Origin of the sequence: Microbacterium gorillae (genome assembly GCF_050990725.1) — a bacterium.
GTDB lineage: Bacteria > Actinomycetota > Actinomycetes > Actinomycetales > Microbacteriaceae > Microbacterium > Microbacterium gorillae_A.
The window spans coordinates 2,975,332-2,995,373 of sequence record NZ_CP158844.1; the positions used below are offsets into that span (position 1 = coordinate 2,975,332).

Genomic DNA, 20,042 nt, shown 5'->3' on the forward strand with positions numbered 1-20,042 from the left:
CAGAGTGACAGAGTCACGCGTCTCCAGCGCCGGCTTTGTCACCTGCCCAGCGGGCCGACCGGCCCGACGAGGCTGGCGCCCTATGCGAGCATCTGCTCGGCCCGCTGTTTCATCGAGATGATCACACTGGTCGCACGATCGATCTCTCGACGGCCTGGCCCATTGTCCGTCCTTCCCGTCAGACCAGTCACAGATGCACCATTCTTTCGAAAGTCCCCCATCTCGCTGAGCCGGCTTTTCCTCAGCGCACAGATAGTCGAGCGGCGGCTGCTGGCATTGTTGCTAGCGGGGGCCGGTATCGGAGTCTTTTCAAGGCCCACTCCGCTTCGAACCAAGCCCCTATCGTGACGACCGAATCATCGAATCTAACGTTCGGCGAGTGATTGTCTGGTTCTTGACCCTCATGGTCGTCGCTTACTCCGGCGCCAAGGAAGGCGAAGACCCCGGGAAACTCATCCAGGATCCACGAAAAGTCGTCGGATGCGGGGCTCGGGAGTGGCAGGAGGGCGACGCGATCCTCGCCGCAAGCGTCGGCCACGATGCGCATCGCGAAAGCTGTCTCCTCATCATCACTGATGACAGGCAGAGTGACGTCCTCGAGATCGACGTCAACTTCGACGCCGTGGGCCCGTGCGACACCGTCCGCGACCCGGTCTATGAGTCTCCGCATCCTCTCTTGCAGTGAGCGATCCACGGAACGGGCTGTGCCGCGGATCGTCGCGGTCGTTGGGATGACATTGCCGACGTCCCCGGCAGCAAGATGCCCGATCGTCACGACTGCTTGATCGTGCATCCCGAACGTTCGGGTGGACGCCGTGTAGGGCGATGTCACGAACGAAGCAGCCGCGGGGATGGGATCAACCGCCTTTTGCGGTGATGATCCGTAACGACCGGCTCCCCTGAATGTGACATCGAACGCCGTAGGTGCGGAGATAACGAGAGCCGGTCGAAATGAAAAGGTCCCGGAAACGAAATCGGCAGCGAAAACGTGAATCCCCAACGCCGCGCAGATTGGAACCCCCGCGGCATCAAGGAGGCCTTCGCTAAGCATGACCTTCGCGCCACCCCAGTTCTCCTCGCCGGGTTGGAATGCGAATACTACATCGCCCTCGAGTTCAGCGACTCGCGCCGAGAGTAGGCGCGCCGCTCCGATCAGCATAGCCATATGCAAGTCATGGCCGCACGCATTCATGGCAGGACTCGTCGAAGCCTACCGCCATCCCGTCGTCTCCGTGATCGGAAGTGCATCCATATCTGCACGCAACAGAACGGCTATTCGTGCCTCATCGTTATGTTGCTTCCTCCCGCGACGTACGGCCGTGACGGAGCTGGAGCCTTGCCCGTCTGGATATCCAGACCGACCCTCGAGGTCTTCTAGGATTGCTGCTTGCGTCGCAGGTAGATCCAGGCCAAACTCGGGAATCTGATGCAAACGCCGACGCAATCGCCTGAGGTCACGTGTAAACACGCGCGTCCTTTTCCAGTCAGTTGGATCTTCGTCTGAAGACCAAAGGCCAGTCTTCGATCTCGCTGCGCGCGTTGCACGTCACCATAATCGGCCCGGTGAGGCGGTCCGCGCGCACCCGCGGCCTCTGGCTGCGGTAATCCGTCTCACCTCCGTGCGAGCGGCACCCACCCGAGGTGGTCGCGCGCCGGAGTAAGGTCGAGCGCTTGATGATCGAAATCGCCCGCGATCACATAAGTCGCCGCTCCGCTATGCGGTTGGCGGAGCGCCGCAGCTTCGAACGCACGCGCTACATCAGAGCCAGCCGTTACGACATGCGAGTGAACCGAATCACGGGCTGCCATCCATTCATCGTCCGCCATGGGACCGACTAGGCGGAGAATGTTGACGGTTAGCCCGGTCCTGACTGCAACCGCCTCAGCAGCCAATTCCCCCAGTCGTTTTGTGAGACCATACACATCTGAGGCGGCGGGCGGAAGCGAAAGCTGTCGAGGGTCCAGGTAGTCATCGAAGACTGACATGGAGCTCGCTAGCACAGCCTTTGAACATCCCACTTCAGCAGCTGCGTTGAGGGATGTGTGGACGCCTTTCACGTTGACATCGAACTGGGAGGCCGCCCACGTCGCGGTCGTATTCCAGCCGGCTTTTGCTCCCATTGCCATATACATCACCACGTCGCAGCCGTCCGCAGCGGCACGCACCGCGTCGAAGTCGGTAACGTCACCGCGACAAAACTCGAGACTGGCGGTGTCGGGGGGCTCTCGGAGATCGAAGACTCTGAGATCGAAACGCCCCGCCAGTCGTGGAAGTATGAGGCGTCCTACGTCACCGCTTCCCCCAATAGCAAGGATCCTCATTAGGGCTCCTCCTTCACTTTGAAAGCGCTCAGCTGAGCAATTCCCCGTCGCGCGGTCCACCGAACCCCTCGGTAGACCGCACGACGCGGCTGCTGAGTTCGTCAGTTCTCGACGCTCACGCCCTTGAGCGTGTACACGGAGCCGTAGTACCAGGGCTCCAGATTCTTGACGGTCGGCTTGACCAGGAGGTTGTAACCGCCCCACAGCACAGGGATCGTGTTGTAGGTCGCGTTCCGAGCCTTCTGAGCTTCAGCGAGCAGCTTGAGCTGGGCTTCTGGGTCGGTTTCCGACAGTGCAGCGTCGGTCAGCGTGATGACCTCTGCATTTTCAGGCAGACGCCCGGAATTGACGATCGCGTCGAGCGCAGCGGCGTCCGCACCGCCTTCCTTCGCCGCGAGATACTCCCTCGCGGCGTCAACCTGGAGCATATTGATCCCGTCGAGTGCCGGCGCCGAGACACGTGCAATCAGTGCGTTCGAGAGGAGGGTGGGGGGGTTGAAAGCGCCGGTCTGGACATAGAAACCCACATAATCCGCTCCATGCAATTCTGCCCGCTTCGTTCCATAGACGCCCACCTCTTGGACGTCGATGACAACGTCTAGTCCAAGATTGTCACGCCACATCTGCGCGACCGCCTCAACCCAAGGGCTTCGCTGATAGTCGAGCAGGGTGATAGTCGGCATACCCTCTCCGCCCTCGTACCCCGCCTCGGCCAACAGCTCTTTCGCACTGTCAACGTCGGACGGAATGGGCGCGAAATCGCTGCTCTGTTTGACAGCGGCGGGTACGAGTGAGGTACCAGCGACCGCTGGCTGGGCGACCGCAGCCACGGCTTCGCGATCAATCGCTTCCGCTAGCGCCTGGCGCACCCTAACGTCTTCGAGAACCGTATTCTCACTCGTCATGGCCACAAGCTGACGGACTTGGTTCGTGGGTGAGCTCACGAGCTCTGACCCCACATCTGACGATGTCACAGCATCAAGGTCGTCCTCAATTCGTCCGGTGATGTCGAGCTCCCCCTGCTGGTATGCCAGGAGGTCAGCTGTCGTCCCGCCATCGTTAAAGGTGACATCGACCTCGCTGATTGGGTATTCGCCAGTGTCCCAATACTCATCGTTACGCACCATGGTCGCACCCTGGTTTACGGTGAAGCTGGACAACGTGTAAGCACCATTGCTTACCCAGTTCTCGGGCTTCGCCCAGTCATTGCCGAACTCTTCAACAGTTCCGGGATGCAGCGGGAGCGCCCAGTACTGCGCGAGCTGAATGAGGAGGTCGGCGTTCGGCTTGTCCAAAGTGATTTCGAACGTGCCCTCGTCAACCGCCTTGGCCCCGACTGTTGAGAAGTCGTCGGTGGCGCCGCTGAGGTACGACGCGGCGCCTGAGATGCCGATGGCCGAGTTATAGGACGGAGCGCCTTCGCCTGCAACTCCTGGAGTGAGGATGCGCTTGAAGTTCCACTCGAAGTCTGCAGCCGTTACGGGGTCACCGTTTGACCACTTCGCCCCCTCGCGGAGATGAAATGTGTAGATCAGGCCGTCGTCGGAGACCTCCCAAGACTCAGCTGCGCCAGCCGCGACCTGAAGCGGATTTTCTTTATCAACGACGACCAGCCCCTCCCAAAGCCCGATCATCATGATCTGTCCGAACGACGAGTTTCCGGCGATCGCTGGATCCAGCGTTGAAACGGGAAGCATCGAAATTCGGATGGAATCGCTGGTGGTGGTTGAATCGTCCGAACTGCCGCCAAAGCTACAACCCGCCAAGGCGCCAATCAGAACTCCCGCGGCTACAACGATTGAAGCTCGTCGCCAGCCCTTTCTGTTCTTGTGATTCACTGCTGATCCTTCCTATTGATGCGCACCCAGTGTCCAGGGGCGACTTCTTCAAGTTGTCCGGAGTCTGTCTCCAAATCAACGGGGTTCTGCGAGGGAAGCGCGTCGGAGCGAAGCGGTAGGACTGCCGCGATGAGCGCTTCTGTGTAGGAGTGAAGAGGATTTCGAAACAGCTCATCGCTCGCAGCCGACTCGAGGATCTGCCCTCTCCGCATCACTGCGATGCGATCACTCATTCGTTGTGCAACCGCGAGGTTGTGTGTAATAAAGAGCATCGACAAATTGAGTCTCGTCTTGAGCTCTTCGAGCAAGTCGAGGACCTGAGCCTGGATCGACACATCCAGGGCTGAAGTGGGCTCGTCACAGATGAGTAGAGCTGGTTCGAGTGCGAGCGCACGTGCGATGGCGATTCTCTGTTGCTGCCCACCCGAGAACTGACGCGGATAGTCACTTGCGCGGCTGGCCGGCAATCCGACCAACTCCAGAAGCTCGAGAGCGCGCAGGTACCGTCCCTGCTTGGAGCCCACACGATGAACACGCATCGGTTCCGCAATGTTGTCAGCCGCGCTGCGATGTGGAAGCAACGACCCGAATGGGTTCTGGAAGACCATCTGTGTCCTGCGCCGGAACCGTCGGGTGTCCGCTCTCGACAGCTTCGCGATGTCGAGTCCATCGACGGTGATGGCCCCCTCGTCGAGGGGAATGAGCCCCATGACCATCCGCGCGAGCGTCGACTTCCCACTGCCGGACTCTCCGACTACAGCGACAGTCTCACCACGCGCAATAGAAAGGTCTACAGACGCTACTGCCTGTATTACGTTCCTACCCCTGCCCTGGAATGTCTTACTCACACCGCCAACGCGCACGATGTCACTTTCGCCGCGCTCGTGCGTAGATCGAGCCGATTCCTGAGCGTTCGTGGTGGTTGTGATCTCCGGCGATGCGTCCAGAAGCGCCCTGGAGTAGTCAGCTCTCGGATTGGTGACGAACCTGAGTACCGGCGCGGCTTCCACGACCCTGCCGTGTCGCATCACGACAACGTCATCACAGAAATAGCGTGCTACCCCGAGATCGTGGGTCACCATCACGATGCCAAGACCGTCGTTTCGAAGTTGCTTGAGCACATCAAGGACTTGTCGCTGCACTGTTACATCGAGGGCCGTCGTGGGCTCGTCAGCGATGAGAACTGTCGGATTCGTGACGATGGCCATCGCAATGGTCGCCCGCTGCCTCATCCCGCCTGACAGTTGGAAGGGGTACATATTGATTCGACGATCAGGCTCCGGAATCCCAACACGTCGAAGGGCCTCAATCGCACGGGCTGTCGCCTCACGAGGACTACAGATCTTGTGCCACGCCAGATGTTCTGTCAGCTGCACTTTCAAAGTGCGGGTCGGGTTCAATGCCGTCAGTGCGTTCTGGAACACCATGCCTACCTCGTTGCCCCGTACGCGACGACGTTCGGTTGGGCTGAGAGATAGGAGCTCTCTACCGGCGAGCCGCGCCGAACCCTCGACACGCGCGTTTCCGGGGAGAAGTCCGAGGATCGATCTCATGGACACGGTCTTGCCGGAACCAGATTCACCGACCAGAGCGACGGCCTTCCCTGGCTCAAGAGTCATCGAGAGTGAATGAACTGCCGTCGTCGTTTCGCCCTCATTCGTGAACCGCACCGAAAGGTCCTCTATTGCGAGCAACGGCGCCTTCTCAGTGGGTAGATCAACCCCCCGTTCCGAGTTTCGCGTACGTGTGCGTGACGTTTCCATTACTGCCCACCCTCCTCATTCGAATCGAACGCGTCCCTGAGCCCGTCGCCAACCCAGGTGAAGGCCAGGGTTGTTAATGCGAGGAGGAATACCGGAGCCGCGATCAGGTAAGGACTTGAGAGAACGTAGGTGTAGCCGTCGAGAATCATCCCACCCCAAGACGGCGTAGGCGGCGCGACGCCCAAACCAAGGAGTGCCAGACCGGACTCCGCGATAATCGCACCTGGGATCCCAAAACTCGTTGCCACAAGCAACGGGCCCACCGCGAGCGGCAGGATGTGGCGCGTGACGATGGCAGGACCGGGCGTGCCGATCGCTTTCGCAGACTCAACGAACTCGAAGTTCTTTATCCTTAGCACCTGGGCACGAACCAGCCTGGCTTGAGTCACCCATGATGCGATGCCGATTGCAATGATGATCGACAGTGGCGACCGACCGAGGACGACCACCAACAGGACAGCAAACAAATAAGTAGGAAAAGCGAACATAATGTCGATGAACGCTCCGAGTATCTGGTCGACGCGGCCACCGCGATATCCAGCCCAGAGACCGATTATGAGCGCTACGATAAGCGCGACCGCCTCGGCGCCAAACCCGATCATTAGAGCCGTCCGGAGGCTGTATAGCAGTCGGGAAAGAACGTCTCTTCCCAGTTCATCCGTCCCAAGAAGATGGCCGGGCGATAGCGGTGGCTGAAGACGCGCGAGCAAGTCCTGTTCGGTATATGAATACGGCGCGAGGAGGGGCGCGAAGAACGCGACTAGGACCAGAATGGCGATGAATACGAGCCCGCCCATCGCGAGCGGTTGCCTCCTGAATCGGAGCCATCCACGGCTGAACTCGCCCCGAGGACGCGATGCGACTTTTGTCCCTGGCCGGATAAGGGTGCCGGTCACGATTCTGCGCCTCTCTTTGAAATTCCATTCGAAGTCACGTCAATCCCCGGTGACCGTCCAGGCGACGGCGAGGGGGCATCAATGCTGCGGCGACCGATGGCACGCTTGCGCGCTGCTACTTCCGCATGCCGGATGCGTGGATCGAGCAACCCATACGCCAGGTCAACGAGGAGGTTAACGATCATGAGGATGGCCGCGAATACAAGAGTTGTGGCCATGAGAAGGGGCATGTCGCGAGTCCGAGCAGCCAAGGTAAACAGCCGCCCGATACCTGGAATGCCCAGGAGCACTTCGACAAAGACAGTACCGACCGTCAGCCCTGCGAAGATCGGACCTACCGCAGTCACAAGAGGAATGAGGGAGTTGCGAAGCACGTGTCGCACCACAACCGTTGCTGGTTTTCCGCCCTTCGCCAATGCGGCCGTGACATACTCCTCGCGCAGGGACTCCAGCATCGAAGATCGTACATATCTGGCGAGGATCGCGGTGGGATACGCAGCTAGCGCGATAACCGGGATCACGAGATTAGCGGGGCTTTCCCACCCTCGAAGGGGTAGCACTTTCAGCCAAACTGAGAAGACGAGAACCAGGAGTAGCGCAAGGAGGTACCCCGGTAGAGCCTGAAGAAGCGTCACGACGAACATTGTGCCGGTGTCGACAATCTTTCCTTTGCGCAGGGCGGCAACGACGCCGATGGGGACCGCGAGGAGAAGTGTCAGAACTATCGCGAGCGTAGCTAGGGTGAGCGAAACCGGGAGGGCATCCGCGATCAAGCTCTCCACCGAGTTCTGCGGGTACTTATATGAAGGCCCCATATCCCATGTCACGAACCCCCTCATGAAGGTGAGGTATTGCAACCAAGCCGGAACTTCGTTCGCCCGGTTCGCGGATGCCTCCGCATCGACCGAATCCGAGCCGAGCGAAGTCGAGCCGAGCTGAGATAGCTGAGCGAACGACCCTGGCACGAGTTGGAGCAGTCCGAAGGTGATCAGAGATACTGCGGCAAGCGACCCGATCAGGCGGGCAGCCCGTGCAAGGGCGTAGCGGATCAATGTTCGCTCCTCTCGACTATGGGTGATTTAGTCACATCTGCCTTCCTGCCAGGCCACCGTCTGGCAGTTTCGCCTCTTGTAGACCGCGCTGCGTATCCTCTTGCGGATCAGGGATGCATCGTCGCACCTCCCTGACTGTCTAGGTGCTGTTCTTTGGCGGCCCGCGGGTATCGGACGCTTTCCCACATCACCAAGCTAGGAGCACATAGGTCCTAGGTCAAGTGTGTCGGGTTACGACGGTGTTACGATTGCCTACGCAGGCTAGAGTCCGATGCTCGCCGGGAAGGCAAGGGTGAGCAGAACCGGGGACGGTCGTTCGCACGAATGACCCAGGGCTTGCGGCTGTGACGTGTTGCTGCTGTCGCGCGGCCTTTGGGCAACAAGGCCGGGGTGCGCAGCTCCTCGGCCACGAGGAACGTGGCGTCCGCGCCGGCACTTCCGGGCTGACTACGGCAGCATCAGTCGACCCCAGCAGGGCAGGGACCCACGACAGGCCGGTCTCACATCGAGCGGACATAGTCAGCGGGGGATCTCGCCGGCAAGGCTAGCTCGCGGTCCGCTCGCCTTATCGAGGACGTTGCGTTGTTCGAGGCCCGAGATGCGGCGAGATCGTCGTTCTACGCACTGTCGCCCTCAGCTGCGCAGATCGCGCCGACGTCGCCCGGGCCAGACACGAGCGCGTGGGCGATCAGCGTGAATCGCCGAGGTGAGTGTCGCCCCGCCCCCCCCCCCCCCCCCCCCCCCCCGAGTTTTGTCCGAACCGGCGTCCCGGGCAGTGTGCTGGACCAATGCGCGGACCGAAGCCTTGCGCGCCTTGGCGTTGGCGCTAGAGCCGTCGGCTTCGCACCGGCTGCCAGTGCCTTGCGAGGGCATCAGTCAGCTCGGCGCGAAGTGCGTCGACGTCGGCGGCCACGGTGTCACGCATCGCTCGGAGACAAGAAGAACGCTGGCAGTGTCAGATGGGATCGCGGAGAGGGGCGCTTCGTCAACTCACGCGTTGCCCGCCTCATCGCTGAAGATCACCTCGCCCGGTTGATCGGAGGATTGGGTGGCTCTGCCGAAGCTGGGGCAGTCCTCAGTGCCGGTTGCGTGCGTCACAGTGAGGTCATCGGTTACGTGGCGAGGACGAATACCGCGATGGGGATCGAATAGGCCACCGATGTCGCGTCGCCGAAGTCACCTAGAGGATGAATCGAGGGCAGTTCGCCGCTTTTCTTGAGGCATCGGGGCATCGCTTCCGACGCGCACCGGTATTGGGTGGATGGGTGCGGCGGCGACACCGTCGATTCGCAGGGTCGCGACGGCGCGCTGGGGGATCTTGGTGCGCAGGGTCGGACCGTGGGTGAAGCGCATCGACGGTCATCGGGATTCGAGGGCGAGTCGGCCGGCGACAAGCACATACGCGGCCGCGAAGGAGCGCCCAGCCACGCCATCACCTTGGGCCGCGTGATGACCTGACTTCGCATGGTCGCGGCGAAGACCCCGTAGAGGGCGAACACTACGAACTTCAGCACCATGAATCGGCCTGACCTTCGTTCCGTTCTTCAAGCAAGGATGGAACATCATGAACAGGAGGTACTCGCCGGAGATGCGTGAGCGCGCGCTGCGGATGCTCACTGAGATGCGACCGTCGCACCCGACGATGATGAGCGCGGTCCGTCACGTGGCCGGGCTGCTCGGGATGAGCCCGGAAATGCTGCGGCTCCGGCAGCGCCGCCATGAGGTCGACGCGGGCGTGAAGCCGGATGTGACCACCGATGCGGCGGCGGAGATCAAGCGGCTGCAGAACGAGAACGCCGAGCTTCGCAAGGCGAACGAGATCCTGAAGGCTGCGAGCGTGTTTTTCGCGAAGGAGCTCGACCGCCCCTGACCGAGATGATCCGGTTCATCAACGAGCACAGGGATCGTTTCGGGGTCGAGCTCATCTGCCGTGTCCTGAGACCGGCAGTTCCAGGGTTCCTCACCGGGCGCGGGTACCGCGCGGCGTCCAGCCGTGTGCCATCGGCACGGCAGTTGAGAGACGAGCTGCTCGTCCCGGAGATCGCGAGATTGCACGCGGAGAACTACGGCGTCTCCGGGCGACGGAAGATGCACGCGCTGATGTGGCGGCAGGGCTGGGGCGTCGGCCGCGACCAGACCGAACGCCTGATGCGACTGGTAGGGGTGCGTGGCGCGAGGAAGTCGAAGCGGGTGTTCACAACGAAGACTGATCGGGCGCAGGCGTGCCGCAGGATCTCGTGAACCGCAGATTCGCCGCTGACGGTCCGCGCCGGCTCTGGGTCTGCGAGGTGACCTACGTCGCGACCTGGTCCGGGTTCGCCTACGTCGCGTTCGTCACAGACGTCTACTCCCGACGCATCGTCGGCTGGAACGTCGCGGGAACCCTGAAGGCCGAGATCCCGCCGATGCCGGCGCTCGACATGGCCGCGTGGGACGCGGGTGGCGACCTCACCGGTCTGACCCATCACTCGGACCACGGGTCGAGCTACATGGCGATGGTCTACACCGACCGGATAACAGAACTCGGGGCGGTTCCGTCCAGCGGAACCGTCGGCGATTCCTTCGACAACGCGATGGCCGAGGCGATCAACAACCTCTACAAGACCGAGCTGATCCGCCAACGCGGACCCTGGCGGACGGTCGAGCAGGTCGAGCTCGCGACTCTCGAGTGGGTGTGGTGGTGGAACAACTCCCGCCTCCATGGCGAGCTCGACATGCGCACCCCCGCCGAGGTCGAAGACGCGTACTACGCTGACCGTGAATCAGCCAATCCGGCACCCGCCAGACAAGGCTCCCGATAGGAACGAAAGTCAGGCCGATTCAGTCGGAGCAATCGGACACGCCTGGCGTCTGTCAGACATCGACTAGCGCAAGAGCAGTCGGACGATCCGCTCGAATCGCAGCAACGGGGCTATCAAGGAGACCCTGATCGGCATCCATGGCAAAGACGTTAACGAGGTTCGACTCGCGGCACGCAACGTACAGAAAAGCCCCGTCGGATGCTAGCGAAGCCGGCCAGGCACCACCGCACGGGATCTCGCGTACGGGCCCCAAACGTTCTAGATCAGCGTCGAACACCGTGATGGTGTTTCTGCCGCGATTCGCCGCGTAGAGATATCGACCGTTCTGGGAGTGAATGAGATCCCCGGGATAGTTCACAGATCGAGACGTAGCATCGCTTGCGGGCCACGTGTGTGTCCATTCCGCGAAGGAACTTCCTGAGCTTCCGGTAGTGTCGGAGTGTCTGATGTGCAGCCGACTGACGGTGGCGGACTTCTCTTCCGTGCACCACAGGTGACCGAACCGGTCTAGCGAGAGCGAGCGGGGGCCGCGGGGTTGGATCGCGGGATCCGCAGCTTTCGTTATCGCACCTAGCGTGCCGTCTGGCTTGAGCTTGATCCGGAGGATTGCGTCGTGTCCGAGATCTGCGACCAGCAAGGCGCCTCCATCGCCCCCCTCAAGTGCGATGTGGTGGGGTTTGGAGAGACTCCCATGCACCCGTCCGGGAAACCGCTGAACTTGAAGTCGTCGGGTGATGTGGCCGCCAGGGTCCAGACGAAATACGGATATGGAGCCTCCTGCATAGTTCGCACTGTAGAGCGTGTTGCGGGTGACGTCGACAGCAAGGTGACACGGGGCCTCTCCCCCGGTGGAGAATACCTGCTCGGAGTCGCCGCTGTGACCGATGACTCTGACCGCACCCCGCGCCTCCGCGAGGTATACAACGGCTCGGGTGGGATGGGCAAGCGCGTACAGAGGCGAATGGGCCCCGGACCAAGATCGAACGCTCGTTACAGTCCCCGCGCGGGTCACGGTGCACGATATATCCGGAAAACCGTACTCACTCGCTGAGGCAACATATAGTCGGTTCATCAGACCTAGGACCGATGCTTGAGGTAGATTGGAAACGTGGTCGTAAATGATGGCTTGACGACGGGACACCTATGAATGCTCTTCGAACGCCTTCGCCATCGAAGGCGCGCGGCGACAAGATTTTGCTTGGCGCCCGAGTTGCGGATGAGATTCGAGGCATGATCCGCTCCGACGGACTCGAGGATGGTGCGGTTCTTCCCTCTGAGACCACTCTGGCGGATAAGTTCCAAGTCAGCCAGCGCGTCGTTCGTGACGCGCTTCGTGCCCTGAGCCAGCAAGGCATCGTGCGTACGCAGCAGGGTAAGCCTGCGATGGTCATCGGGCGACGACCGCTTGCCATCCAGAACTACTTCAAGCTTGCACTCGAGGACGGCTTGGGCTCGTTCGATGAGCTGATCGAGTTGAGACAGGCTCTTGAAGTGCGCGCGACCGGCCGCGCCGCAGCGGCGGCCTCGGCTGAAGAGATCGAGGCCCTTCGCGCGATGCTGACTGCGTCCGAAGAAGCCACGATCTTGGAGAGGCGTGTCGACGCAGACCTGGCGCTGCATTCGGCGATCATCACGCTCGGACGGAATCGCTTTTTCGCTGCGATCTTCGATTCGGTGGCGACATTTCTGGCAGAGGAGCGACGGCGCGGCCAAGAGATGACCGAAGGCACGGGAGGAGACCACGCACGGAGTCACCGGGAGCATCGGGAGATCGTCGACGCGATCGAGAACGGCGATCCCGAGCGAGCGGAACGAGCCATGCGCTCGCATCTGGATCGAGTGCAGCGGGAGTTTGAACGCAACTCGCGGTCGACGTCCGCGGGGGCGTAACGAAGGAATCATCCCTCTTGTACCAGAGCCTGGAGAACGTGCATCGCGGGCAGAATATCTTTGATGGAACTTCGCGGTTGCCGCCCTTCAGAAATTGCGCGCAAGAACTCGGCGTCCTGGGCCCGGATGGCTTGCTTCTTGAGGTCATCCAGCCTCGACGCCGGTGATCCTTCAACGTCTCTCTGTACGCCGGGTGAAATGTGTCTCGAAAACGAATCTCGCTCTGACGCCGACGTACTTCGCAGTTGACCGTTAGAAAAGACGTAGGTCCGCTCGTCACCTATGATGAGCGCGTCCTCGACGTCCCTGGAAGAGTTGTACGAGAGCGAGAGCGAGACGAGCCCGCCATCCTCCACGCCGAGGACCGCTCCCAGATCGAGCGGCTGGCCCGCTATGCTCCGTTGAGATCCGACCGATCCGTGGACTGTGATCTTTGTGAGATCAGCCCGCTCCCCTTGCAACAGCCACAGCGCGAAATCCACCTGGTGTGCACCGTGGTGCCAAACGATGCTGTCGACCCACGCGCGAGGCTGACCGCTCCATCCTGCGTTCGTGCGGCGCATCGTTGTTCGCCGGAGGATCACATGCCGTGGCGTGAAGCGAGACTTCGCGATGTCGTCTCGTAGGCGTTGCATCGGTTCGAGAAACCTGAGTGTATGCGCCACCATCACGGTCACGCCTGAGCGTTCCGCTTCGTCTTTAACAGCCACAGCCTCGTTGAGCGACACTCCTGCGGGTATCTCACAAAGCACGGGGACCCCAGCCCGGACAGACGCGATTGTCTGGCCAGCATGCTCCCCGTTCGGAGTAGCGATGACGACTGCGTCGACGCGTTCGAGGAGAGATTCCGCACCTTCGAAGGCGAGCTCAATGTCGTGCTCCAGCGCGAACGCTTTCGACTCTCGTTCGCTCAGAGCCGAGACCGCGACGACGTTCCCTCCGGCGGCACGAATTGCCCGAACATGCACCCTTGCAATGTCGCCGGCTCCGATGATCCCTACTCGGATGGACATATATATCTCCTTCAAGCAGGACGGTCGGGAGCTGCAGGTCGGCCGCGCGAGGGTTCGCGCAGCCAATGGCGCAAGCCACCCCATCCTACGCCCCAAGCATAGGACCTAGGCCCTATGCTTAGACTATACCGCTGTCTGAGAGAAAGTGGATCAATGAGCAACGACGTAAAGATCGGCCTCGTCGGGTTTGGCATGCGCGCCCGCAGCTTAACGAAGGTCGCACATCGTCCGGGATTGGGAGCGGTTGTCTCGGACGTCTTCGACATCGATCAGGACGCAGCGCGAAACGCTGGCCAAGAGCTTGGCTTCCCAGTCACCGCCCATGCGACCCTTGAAGCACTGTTGGCCGCAGACATAGATGCAGTCCTCATCGTGACTCCAGATCACTTGCACGTGGAGCATTCGATCGCCGCGTTGCGGGCCGGCCTCGCCGTGTACCTCGAGAAGCCCATGGCGATCTCGGCGGAACAGTGCGACCAGATCTTGGACGAGGCCCGCCGCAGCCGCGGGCGTCTCTACCTCGGGCACAACATGCGGCACATGCCTTTTGTGCGAGCAATGAAGGAGATCATTGACAGCGGAGCGATCGGAGAGCCCAAGGTTGCATGGTGTCGGCATTTCGTCGGGCACGGAGGCGACTACTACTTCCGCGACTGGCATGCCGATAGACGATTCTCGTCCGGCCTACTCTTCCAAAAGGGAGCTCATGATATCGATATCCTGCACTGGCTCATGGGCAGCTACAGCTCACGGGTGGCGGCGATGGGGCAACTCATGGTCTACGGCGATAACCCTCGCCGCTCTGTCGAGGATGTCGAGACTCCGTGGCGACTGGACGACAATCCGCTCTCGGCCTGGCCTCCAGCCGCGCTGCGCGAGCTAAACCCCGTAGTCGACGTCGAGGACTCCTCCATGGTCATCATGACTCTGGACAACGGCACAATGGCGTCGTATCAGCAATGCCATTTCTCACCAGACTACTGGCGGAGTTACACCATCATCGGCACCGAGGGCCGTATCGAGAACATTGGTGATGTCGAAGAAGGCACCGTCATCAACGTCTGGAACAAGCGCCACTACGGGTATGAGCCAGCGGACCTTGTCGTCCCCGTGCACCCCGAGCCCGGTGGTCATGGCGGAGCCGATGCGCGGATCATGGACGAGTTCCTTGGGTTCGCTCGATCGGGCGGACCAGTCGAAACGTCCCCGATCGCAGCACGATATGCGGTGGCTGCGGCGGAGGCTGCCACGCAGTCACTCCGATCAGGAGGGGAGCCACGGCAGGTACCGCCAGCGCGCCAAGAAGACGTCAGCTACTTCGCCGACTAGGACGTGTCTGACAATGCCTTGGTCCAGGCGATGATGGCGTTGAGGACGACGGCGGCGCGGTAGTTCACCGCGTGCTTTTCGTACCGCGTGGCGAGGCCGCGCCACTGCTTGATTCGGCAGTATCCGCGCTCGATCACGTTCCGGTTGCGGTTGCGGTAGTCGGCGGCGTCGAGTCCGACCGGCCTGCCGACGCGTGATCCGCGGCGCTTGCGGCGGCCCTTCTGGTCGTCGGGCTCGGGGATCACGGCTTTGATCCCGCGGGCGCGCAGGTGTCCGCGGATCGCGCGGGACGAGTACGCCTTGTCGCCTCGGATCGCATCGGGGCGAGTCCGAGGCCTGCCGGTGTGACGGCCGACCCGCCGTTGTGCCATCAGCGGCAGGAACATCGGTGAGTCACCTGCCTGCCCCGGGCCGATGAGCGTGACCAGCGGGAGCCCGTTGCCGTCAACGAGTTGGTGAATCTTCGTCGACAACCCGCCACGGGAGCGACCGATACCGTGGTCAGGCGGCTCGACGCGCGGATTCGTGTAGTTCGATCCAGCCCCCTGTGAGGCGGGTCGTGTTCGTCGCGTGCTGATGCGCGCGGGCAATCGTGGAGTCCACCGACAGCGACCAGTCGACCATCCCCGCCGCGTCCGCGGCAGCAGTGACCTTGCCGAGCACCCAATCCCAGGTTCCGTCAGACGCCATCCGGTGATGCCAGGTCCACACCGTCTGCCACGGCCCGGACACCTCGGGCAGATGCCGCCATGCGATCCCGGCCCGGGTATCGGTACACCTTGCCCTCGACCATGGTCCGGGCATCAGAGAAGCGCCGGCCCGGCCGACCCGTCGGACGCGGCAACATCCCCTCGATCAACGACCACCAAGCATCCGAGAGCATCTGAAACCGTGACACCCGTCGAGACTCTCACCCCACGCCATCAACCGTTGTCAGACACGGCCAAGCTCCCGAGCGGAGCGCTGTGAACCGCGGAGGTAAGTGGCGCGTTTCTCGCGTCGGATGATGTCCGAAGCCGGTGCCTCGTGTGGGCTGGCCCGGCGAGCAAACCAACCCGGGGTCGGCCTTGGTTCAAGGATCGTTGGTTTCGTTCCGCTTACCAGTGCCTCGCGAGGGCATCCGTCAGCTCGGCGCGGAGGGCGTCAACGTCGGCGGCCGCGGTGTCGTGCATCGCCTCCGAGACGATCAGGACGCTCGCCGTCTCGGAGCGGATCGCGGAGAGGGCGCTTTGCCGGTTCACCCAGCGCCGAGCGTGAGCGTTGCCCGCGTCGTCGCGGAAGATCACCTCGTCCGGTTCGGGTGTTTCGGTGGCTCCACCGAAGCTGAGGTAGTTCTCGGTGCCGGTTGCGTGCGTCACGGTGAGGTCGCCGGTTACGTGGTCGAGGTCGAAGACCGCGATGGGGATCGCATAGGCCACGGATACCGCGTTGCAGAGGTCGACCAGAGGATGGATCGAGGGCAGTTCGCCGTCTTTCTTGAAGCGTCGCAGCAGCGCTTCCGACGCGCACCGGTACTGGGTGGGTTTCAGCCCCATCTGACTGTATGCACGGCGCCAGGCAGCGATCTCGGGTAGCTCGCTCTCGGATCGGTCGACCAGTCGTGCGGATGCGCGTTCGAGGAAGGGGGCGGCCGTGGCGGTGACGTCAGGTGCGGCGGTGACACGGTCGAGTCGCAGGGTCGCGACGGCAAGCTGAGGGAATTCGGCACGGAGGGCCGGATCGTGGGTGAAGTGCATTGACGCTTATCGGGTTTGGAGGGCGAGTCGGCCGGCGAGGAGCACGTACGTGGCGGCGAAGGTGCGGCGCAGCCACGCCATGACCTTGGGGCGGGTGATGACCTGGTTGCGCATCGTCGCGGCGAAGATCCCATAGAGGGCGAACACGACAAACGTCAGCGCCATGAAGACGAGGCTCAGCCAGACCATTTGCCAGGTGCCGTTGGCCTCGCCCGCGGGAACGAATTGAGGGAGGAACGCGAAGAAGAAAATCGTCAGCTTCGGGTTGAGCAGGTTGATGAGGATCGCGGCGCGGATGACGCGCCAGAAGGAGACGGGCGCGGTGTTCGCGTCGACGTCGATCATCGACTTGTCGCGAAGGGTCTGCCATGCGAGGTAAAGCAGATAGGCGACGCCGAGCCACTTGATCGTCTGGAACGCGATGGCGGAGGCGTTGAGGATCGCGGCGAGTCCTGTGATCGCGGCGACCATGTGCGGGATGACACCGAGGGTGCATCCGAAGGCGGCGATGATGCCAGCTTTAGTGCCGCGGGACAGGCCCGCAGCGATCGAGTAGACGGCGCCAGTGCCGGGGGTGGCGACCACCACGAGAGTGGTCAGCAGGAATGCAATGCTCATCGTCGCTCCTTCGAGAGTCGTTGCTTCCGCACAGTACCGTGTTTGCGACGCACCCCGTAACCCGCGCGAGGGCCGGCGACATCGTTCTGCGGCCTCGGCCGCGCCTCTCGCGATCGGTCGTCCATGGAACACCGCAGCGCGTGAATCGCGAAACGGCGTGTCTGTGTTTCACAGGCCGTGTCCGAGACCTATGTACCGCGCGCCTCACCGCGGCACGCGCCCGTGGCCGCAAGGGGGGGCGGGCGGTTCAAGATGACGCCGACGAAGGCGAAGCAGGCACGCGCGATGTATGAGCAGAAGAGCTACACCGTGCAGCAGATTGCGGAGACGTTTGGTGTTTCCCGCGGCACCATCTACCGCCACCTCACCGAGGACACCGGGCCCGCGTGAGGCGGTGACATGCGATGGCGCAGTGGACGGTCGACGCGAAACTCGCTCTCCTACGCCAACACGACGGAGTCCCCTGGACCCGTCTCGCCGCCACAGCCGGTGTCCCGGCGCGGACCCTGAGCCGGTGGGCGCAGCAGTACCGGATCCGCCCCACCAGCGCTGGACTCGAGCGGCTTCCGCGCGCCGACAAGGGGCGACAGCGCACGTCGCAGGAAATCGTCGAGGCGATCCAAGCGTTGGCGTTACGACACCCGGAACCGACCGCTGCCTTCATCCACCGCCGTGTGAGTGGGCTCGCTCAGGATCGAGGGGTCCCCGCGCCGAGCTATTCCACGGTCCGAGCGGTGATCGCCAGGATCGACCCGGGACTGCGGACCCTGGCGCAGCACGGCGAAGCCGCCTGCCGAGATCGGTTCGAGCTGGTCTACCGCCGCACCGCATCTCGACCGTATGCACAGTGGCAGGCGGACCACACGCTCCTGGACCTCGCGATCCTCGATAGAAAGGGGGAACCGGTTCGGCCGTGGCTGACGACCGTGCTCGATGACTTCTCTCGCGCCGTCGCCGGCTACTCGCTCTTCCTTGGCGCACCGACCGCGGAGCGCACCGCTCTGGCCCTGCATCAGGCCATCAACCGTAAGACCAACCCGGCGTGGCCCGTGATGGGCCTCCCTGATGTGCTCTACAGCGATCACGGCTCCGACTTCACCTCGGCTCGGCTCGAGCGGGTGTGCCTGGACATGCACGTCCGTCTGATCCACTCCCCTGTCGGTGTTCCGGAGGGTCGCGGGAAGATCGAACGGTTCTACGGCACGATCACCACCGAACTTCTCCCGCACCTACCCGGACACATCCCTCATGGCACCAATGGCACGCCGACATCTCCTCCGGTGCTGACGATGGAGCAGCTCGACGCGATCCTCGAGCGGTTCATCGTCGAGGAGTACAACGCGCGGCCGCACTCCGAGACCCGCGAAGCTCCGGCGACCCGGTGGGCCGCGTCCGGGTTCATCCCGCGCACCCCGGCCAGCTCCGACGAGCTCGACCTGCTGCTACTCACCGCCGCCACGACGCGAAAGGTGCAACGCGACGGGATCCAGTTCGCCTCCACCCGCTATGTGTCACCCGTCCTCGCCGCGTACGTCGGTGAACAGGTCACCGTGCGCTTCAACCCGCGCGACGTGGGCGAGATTCGCGTCTACTTCAACGACGCGTTCCTCTGTCGAGCGATCGCCCCGGAACTCGCCGCCGACGAGATCTCCCTCGAACAGCTCCAGACCGCCCGGGCGCAGCGCCGCCACACGCTAAAGCAGCAACTCCGCCAGCGTCGCAGCCTCGCCGACGCACTCCCCGACGACACCCGCTACCTCCCGCCCACCGAGACCACTGACCCGGAGCCGGCGCCGGCGTCGGCGTCGGCGTCGGCGTCGGCGTCGGCGCCACCCGAACTCACTCCACCAAGACACGGACTCCGGCTCTATGCGACCGATTAATCCCAAGCACACCCTCATCTCCCAGAAGGGCGATGACGGACGCCGCTTCCTCACCGGCGAGTTCGGGGAGATCAACGACAGCGCCCCGCCCCGCCCCGAGCTGCCGCTCTTCCACAGCACCCGAGAACACCGCCGCTTCACGGAGTTCGCGGACACCGTCCGCGCCCATCGCTGCATCGGCCTCTGCTGGGGACCACCCGGCGTCGGCAAGACCCTCTCCGCACGCCACTACGCCGGCGCCGACGACTGGGAACAATGGCAAGCGTTCGTCACAGACGACCTCGGGCCCCATACCCCCACGCGTGCTCGAAGCGCGCACCGCGATCTTCACCCCCACCGGCGCCGCGACGGTTCGACAGATCGACGTAGGCCTACCGCGAGCCTGCCAAGCGATCTCCTACGCACTCGACTACGCCGAACACGGACTCGTCGACCCCTACGTCAACGTCGAATCCCGATCCTCCGGCCGCACCGAACTGCTCATCATCGACGAAGCAGACCGCCTCAAAACCACAGGCCTCGAACAAGTGCGCGACTACTTTGACCGCCACCACATCGGCGTCATCCTCATCGGCATGCCCGGCATCGAGAAACGCCTAGCCCGCTACCCCCAGCTCTACAGCCGCATCGACTTCGCCCACGAATACCGACCCCTCACCCCCGACGAACTCACCGCCGTCCTCACCAACCGCCTCCCCGCGGCCGCCGACGCAGCGGACGGTGGCATCGCCCACGCCACCGCGATCGCCACGATCGTCCGCATCACCGCCGGCAACTTCCGGCTCGTGGACCGCCTCACCACCCAGATCGAACGCATCCAATGCCTCAACAACATCCCCACACTCACCCCCGAGGTGGTCGACGCCGCCAGAGAAGCGCTACTGATCGGCCACTAACCGCC

The 20,042-nt window shown here is 62.7% G+C and carries 16 protein-coding genes and 2 pseudogenes; 6 read left to right on the forward strand and 12 right to left on the reverse strand.

Features of this window, described 5'->3' with window-relative positions:
• Positions 1 to 241: 241 nt before the first annotated feature.
• The 6 genes from ABTV68_RS13715 to ABTV68_RS13740 all read right to left on the reverse strand — a co-directional run bounded on the left by ABTV68_RS13715 (position 242) and on the right by ABTV68_RS13740 (position 7,871).
• Entirely contained in the window at positions 242 to 1,159 is a 918-nt protein-coding gene (locus ABTV68_RS13715; protein ID WP_433674266.1) for a M20 metallopeptidase family protein, read from the reverse strand.
• 452 nt (positions 1,160 to 1,611) lie between these two features.
• Positions 1,612 to 2,322, reverse strand: coding sequence for an NAD-dependent epimerase/dehydratase family protein (locus ABTV68_RS13720; RefSeq protein ID WP_433674267.1), 711 nt, complete (start codon positions 2,320 to 2,322; stop codon positions 1,612 to 1,614).
• Positions 2,323 to 2,423: 101 nt separating this feature from the next.
• The gene (locus ABTV68_RS13725; protein ID WP_433674268.1) at positions 2,424 to 4,160 is read right to left on the reverse strand and encodes a peptide ABC transporter substrate-binding protein; all 1,737 of its coding nucleotides are present in this window, start codon (positions 4,158 to 4,160) and stop codon (positions 2,424 to 2,426) included.
• Positions 4,157 to 5,854, reverse strand: a complete 1,698-nt coding sequence (locus tag ABTV68_RS13730) for a dipeptide ABC transporter ATP-binding protein (protein WP_433674269.1) — start codon at positions 5,852 to 5,854, stop codon at positions 4,157 to 4,159. The genes ABTV68_RS13725 and ABTV68_RS13730 overlap by 4 nt, the downstream gene beginning before the upstream one ends.
• A 68-nt stretch (positions 5,855 to 5,922) precedes the next feature.
• A complete protein-coding gene (locus tag ABTV68_RS13735) occupies positions 5,923 to 6,819 on the reverse strand; it encodes an ABC transporter permease (protein ID WP_433674270.1) in 897 nt (298 codons plus the stop codon).
• Positions 6,816 to 7,871, reverse strand: a complete 1,056-nt coding sequence (locus ABTV68_RS13740) for an ABC transporter permease (RefSeq protein WP_433674271.1) — start codon at positions 7,869 to 7,871, stop codon at positions 6,816 to 6,818. The genes ABTV68_RS13735 and ABTV68_RS13740 overlap by 4 nt, the downstream gene beginning before the upstream one ends.
• A 1,564-nt stretch (positions 7,872 to 9,435) precedes the next feature.
• Here ABTV68_RS13740 and ABTV68_RS13745 point away from each other — a divergent pair.
• Positions 9,436 to 10,672, forward strand: a pseudogene (locus ABTV68_RS13745) (IS3 family transposase).
• Positions 10,673 to 10,724: 52 nt separating this feature from the next.
• Here the strand turns inward: ABTV68_RS13745 and ABTV68_RS13750 are convergent.
• Complete coding sequence (locus tag ABTV68_RS13750) at positions 10,725 to 11,744, reverse strand: lactonase family protein (protein ID WP_433677615.1); 1,020 nt, start codon at positions 11,742 to 11,744, stop codon at positions 10,725 to 10,727.
• 158 nt (positions 11,745 to 11,902) lie between these two features.
• On the opposite strand from ABTV68_RS13750, the gene ABTV68_RS13755 reads away from it, so the two are divergent.
• Positions 11,903 to 12,562, forward strand: coding sequence for a FadR/GntR family transcriptional regulator (locus tag ABTV68_RS13755; RefSeq protein WP_433674272.1), 660 nt, complete (start codon positions 11,903 to 11,905; stop codon positions 12,560 to 12,562).
• Positions 12,563 to 12,570: 8 nt separating this feature from the next.
• Here the strand turns inward: ABTV68_RS13755 and ABTV68_RS13760 are convergent, their stop codons facing one another.
• A complete protein-coding gene (locus tag ABTV68_RS13760) occupies positions 12,571 to 13,575 on the reverse strand; it encodes a Gfo/Idh/MocA family protein (RefSeq protein ID WP_433674273.1) in 1,005 nt (334 codons plus the stop codon).
• A gap of 153 nt (positions 13,576 to 13,728) precedes the next feature.
• Here ABTV68_RS13760 and ABTV68_RS13765 point away from each other — a divergent pair, with 153 nt between their 5' ends.
• Positions 13,729 to 14,904, forward strand: coding sequence for a Gfo/Idh/MocA family protein (locus ABTV68_RS13765; protein ID WP_433674274.1), 1,176 nt, complete (start codon positions 13,729 to 13,731; stop codon positions 14,902 to 14,904).
• On the opposite strand, the pseudogene ABTV68_RS13770 reads toward ABTV68_RS13765, so the two are convergent.
• From ABTV68_RS13770 to ABTV68_RS13780, 3 genes and pseudogenes are all read right to left on the reverse strand, one after another.
• Positions 14,901 to 15,802: pseudogene (locus ABTV68_RS13770) on the reverse strand (IS5 family transposase). The gene ABTV68_RS13765 and the pseudogene ABTV68_RS13770 overlap by 4 nt on opposite strands.
• Before the next feature lie 199 nt (positions 15,803 to 16,001).
• Entirely contained in the window at positions 16,002 to 16,640 is a 639-nt protein-coding gene (locus ABTV68_RS13775) for a B3/B4 domain-containing protein (protein WP_433674275.1), read from the reverse strand.
• 6 nt (positions 16,641 to 16,646) lie between these two features.
• Positions 16,647 to 17,258, reverse strand: coding sequence for a LysE family translocator (locus ABTV68_RS13780; protein ID WP_433674276.1), 612 nt, complete (start codon positions 17,256 to 17,258; stop codon positions 16,647 to 16,649).
• 252 nt (positions 17,259 to 17,510) lie between these two features.
• Here ABTV68_RS13780 and ABTV68_RS13785 point away from each other — a divergent pair, with 252 nt between their 5' ends.
• Both ABTV68_RS13785 and ABTV68_RS13790 read left to right on the forward strand, forming a co-directional pair.
• Complete coding sequence (locus ABTV68_RS13785; RefSeq protein WP_433674277.1) at positions 17,511 to 17,648, forward strand: helix-turn-helix domain-containing protein; 138 nt, start codon at positions 17,511 to 17,513, stop codon at positions 17,646 to 17,648.
• A 14-nt stretch (positions 17,649 to 17,662) separates the two neighbouring features.
• Positions 17,663 to 19,141 (forward strand): Mu transposase C-terminal domain-containing protein, encoded by a 1,479-nt coding sequence (locus ABTV68_RS13790; RefSeq protein WP_433674278.1) that lies wholly within the window; start codon positions 17,663 to 17,665, stop codon positions 19,139 to 19,141.
• Here ABTV68_RS13790 and ABTV68_RS13795 read toward each other — a convergent pair.
• A complete protein-coding gene (locus tag ABTV68_RS13795; protein WP_433674279.1) occupies positions 19,098 to 19,433 on the reverse strand; it encodes a hypothetical protein in 336 nt (111 codons plus the stop codon). The two genes, ABTV68_RS13790 and ABTV68_RS13795, sit on opposite strands and share 44 nt — an antisense overlap.
• A gap of 10 nt (positions 19,434 to 19,443) precedes the next feature.
• On the opposite strand from ABTV68_RS13795, the gene ABTV68_RS13800 reads away from it, so the two are divergent.
• Positions 19,444 to 20,037 (forward strand): AAA family ATPase, encoded by a 594-nt coding sequence (locus ABTV68_RS13800; RefSeq protein WP_433674281.1) that lies wholly within the window; start codon positions 19,444 to 19,446, stop codon positions 20,035 to 20,037.
• Positions 20,038 to 20,042 lie beyond the last annotated feature (5 nt).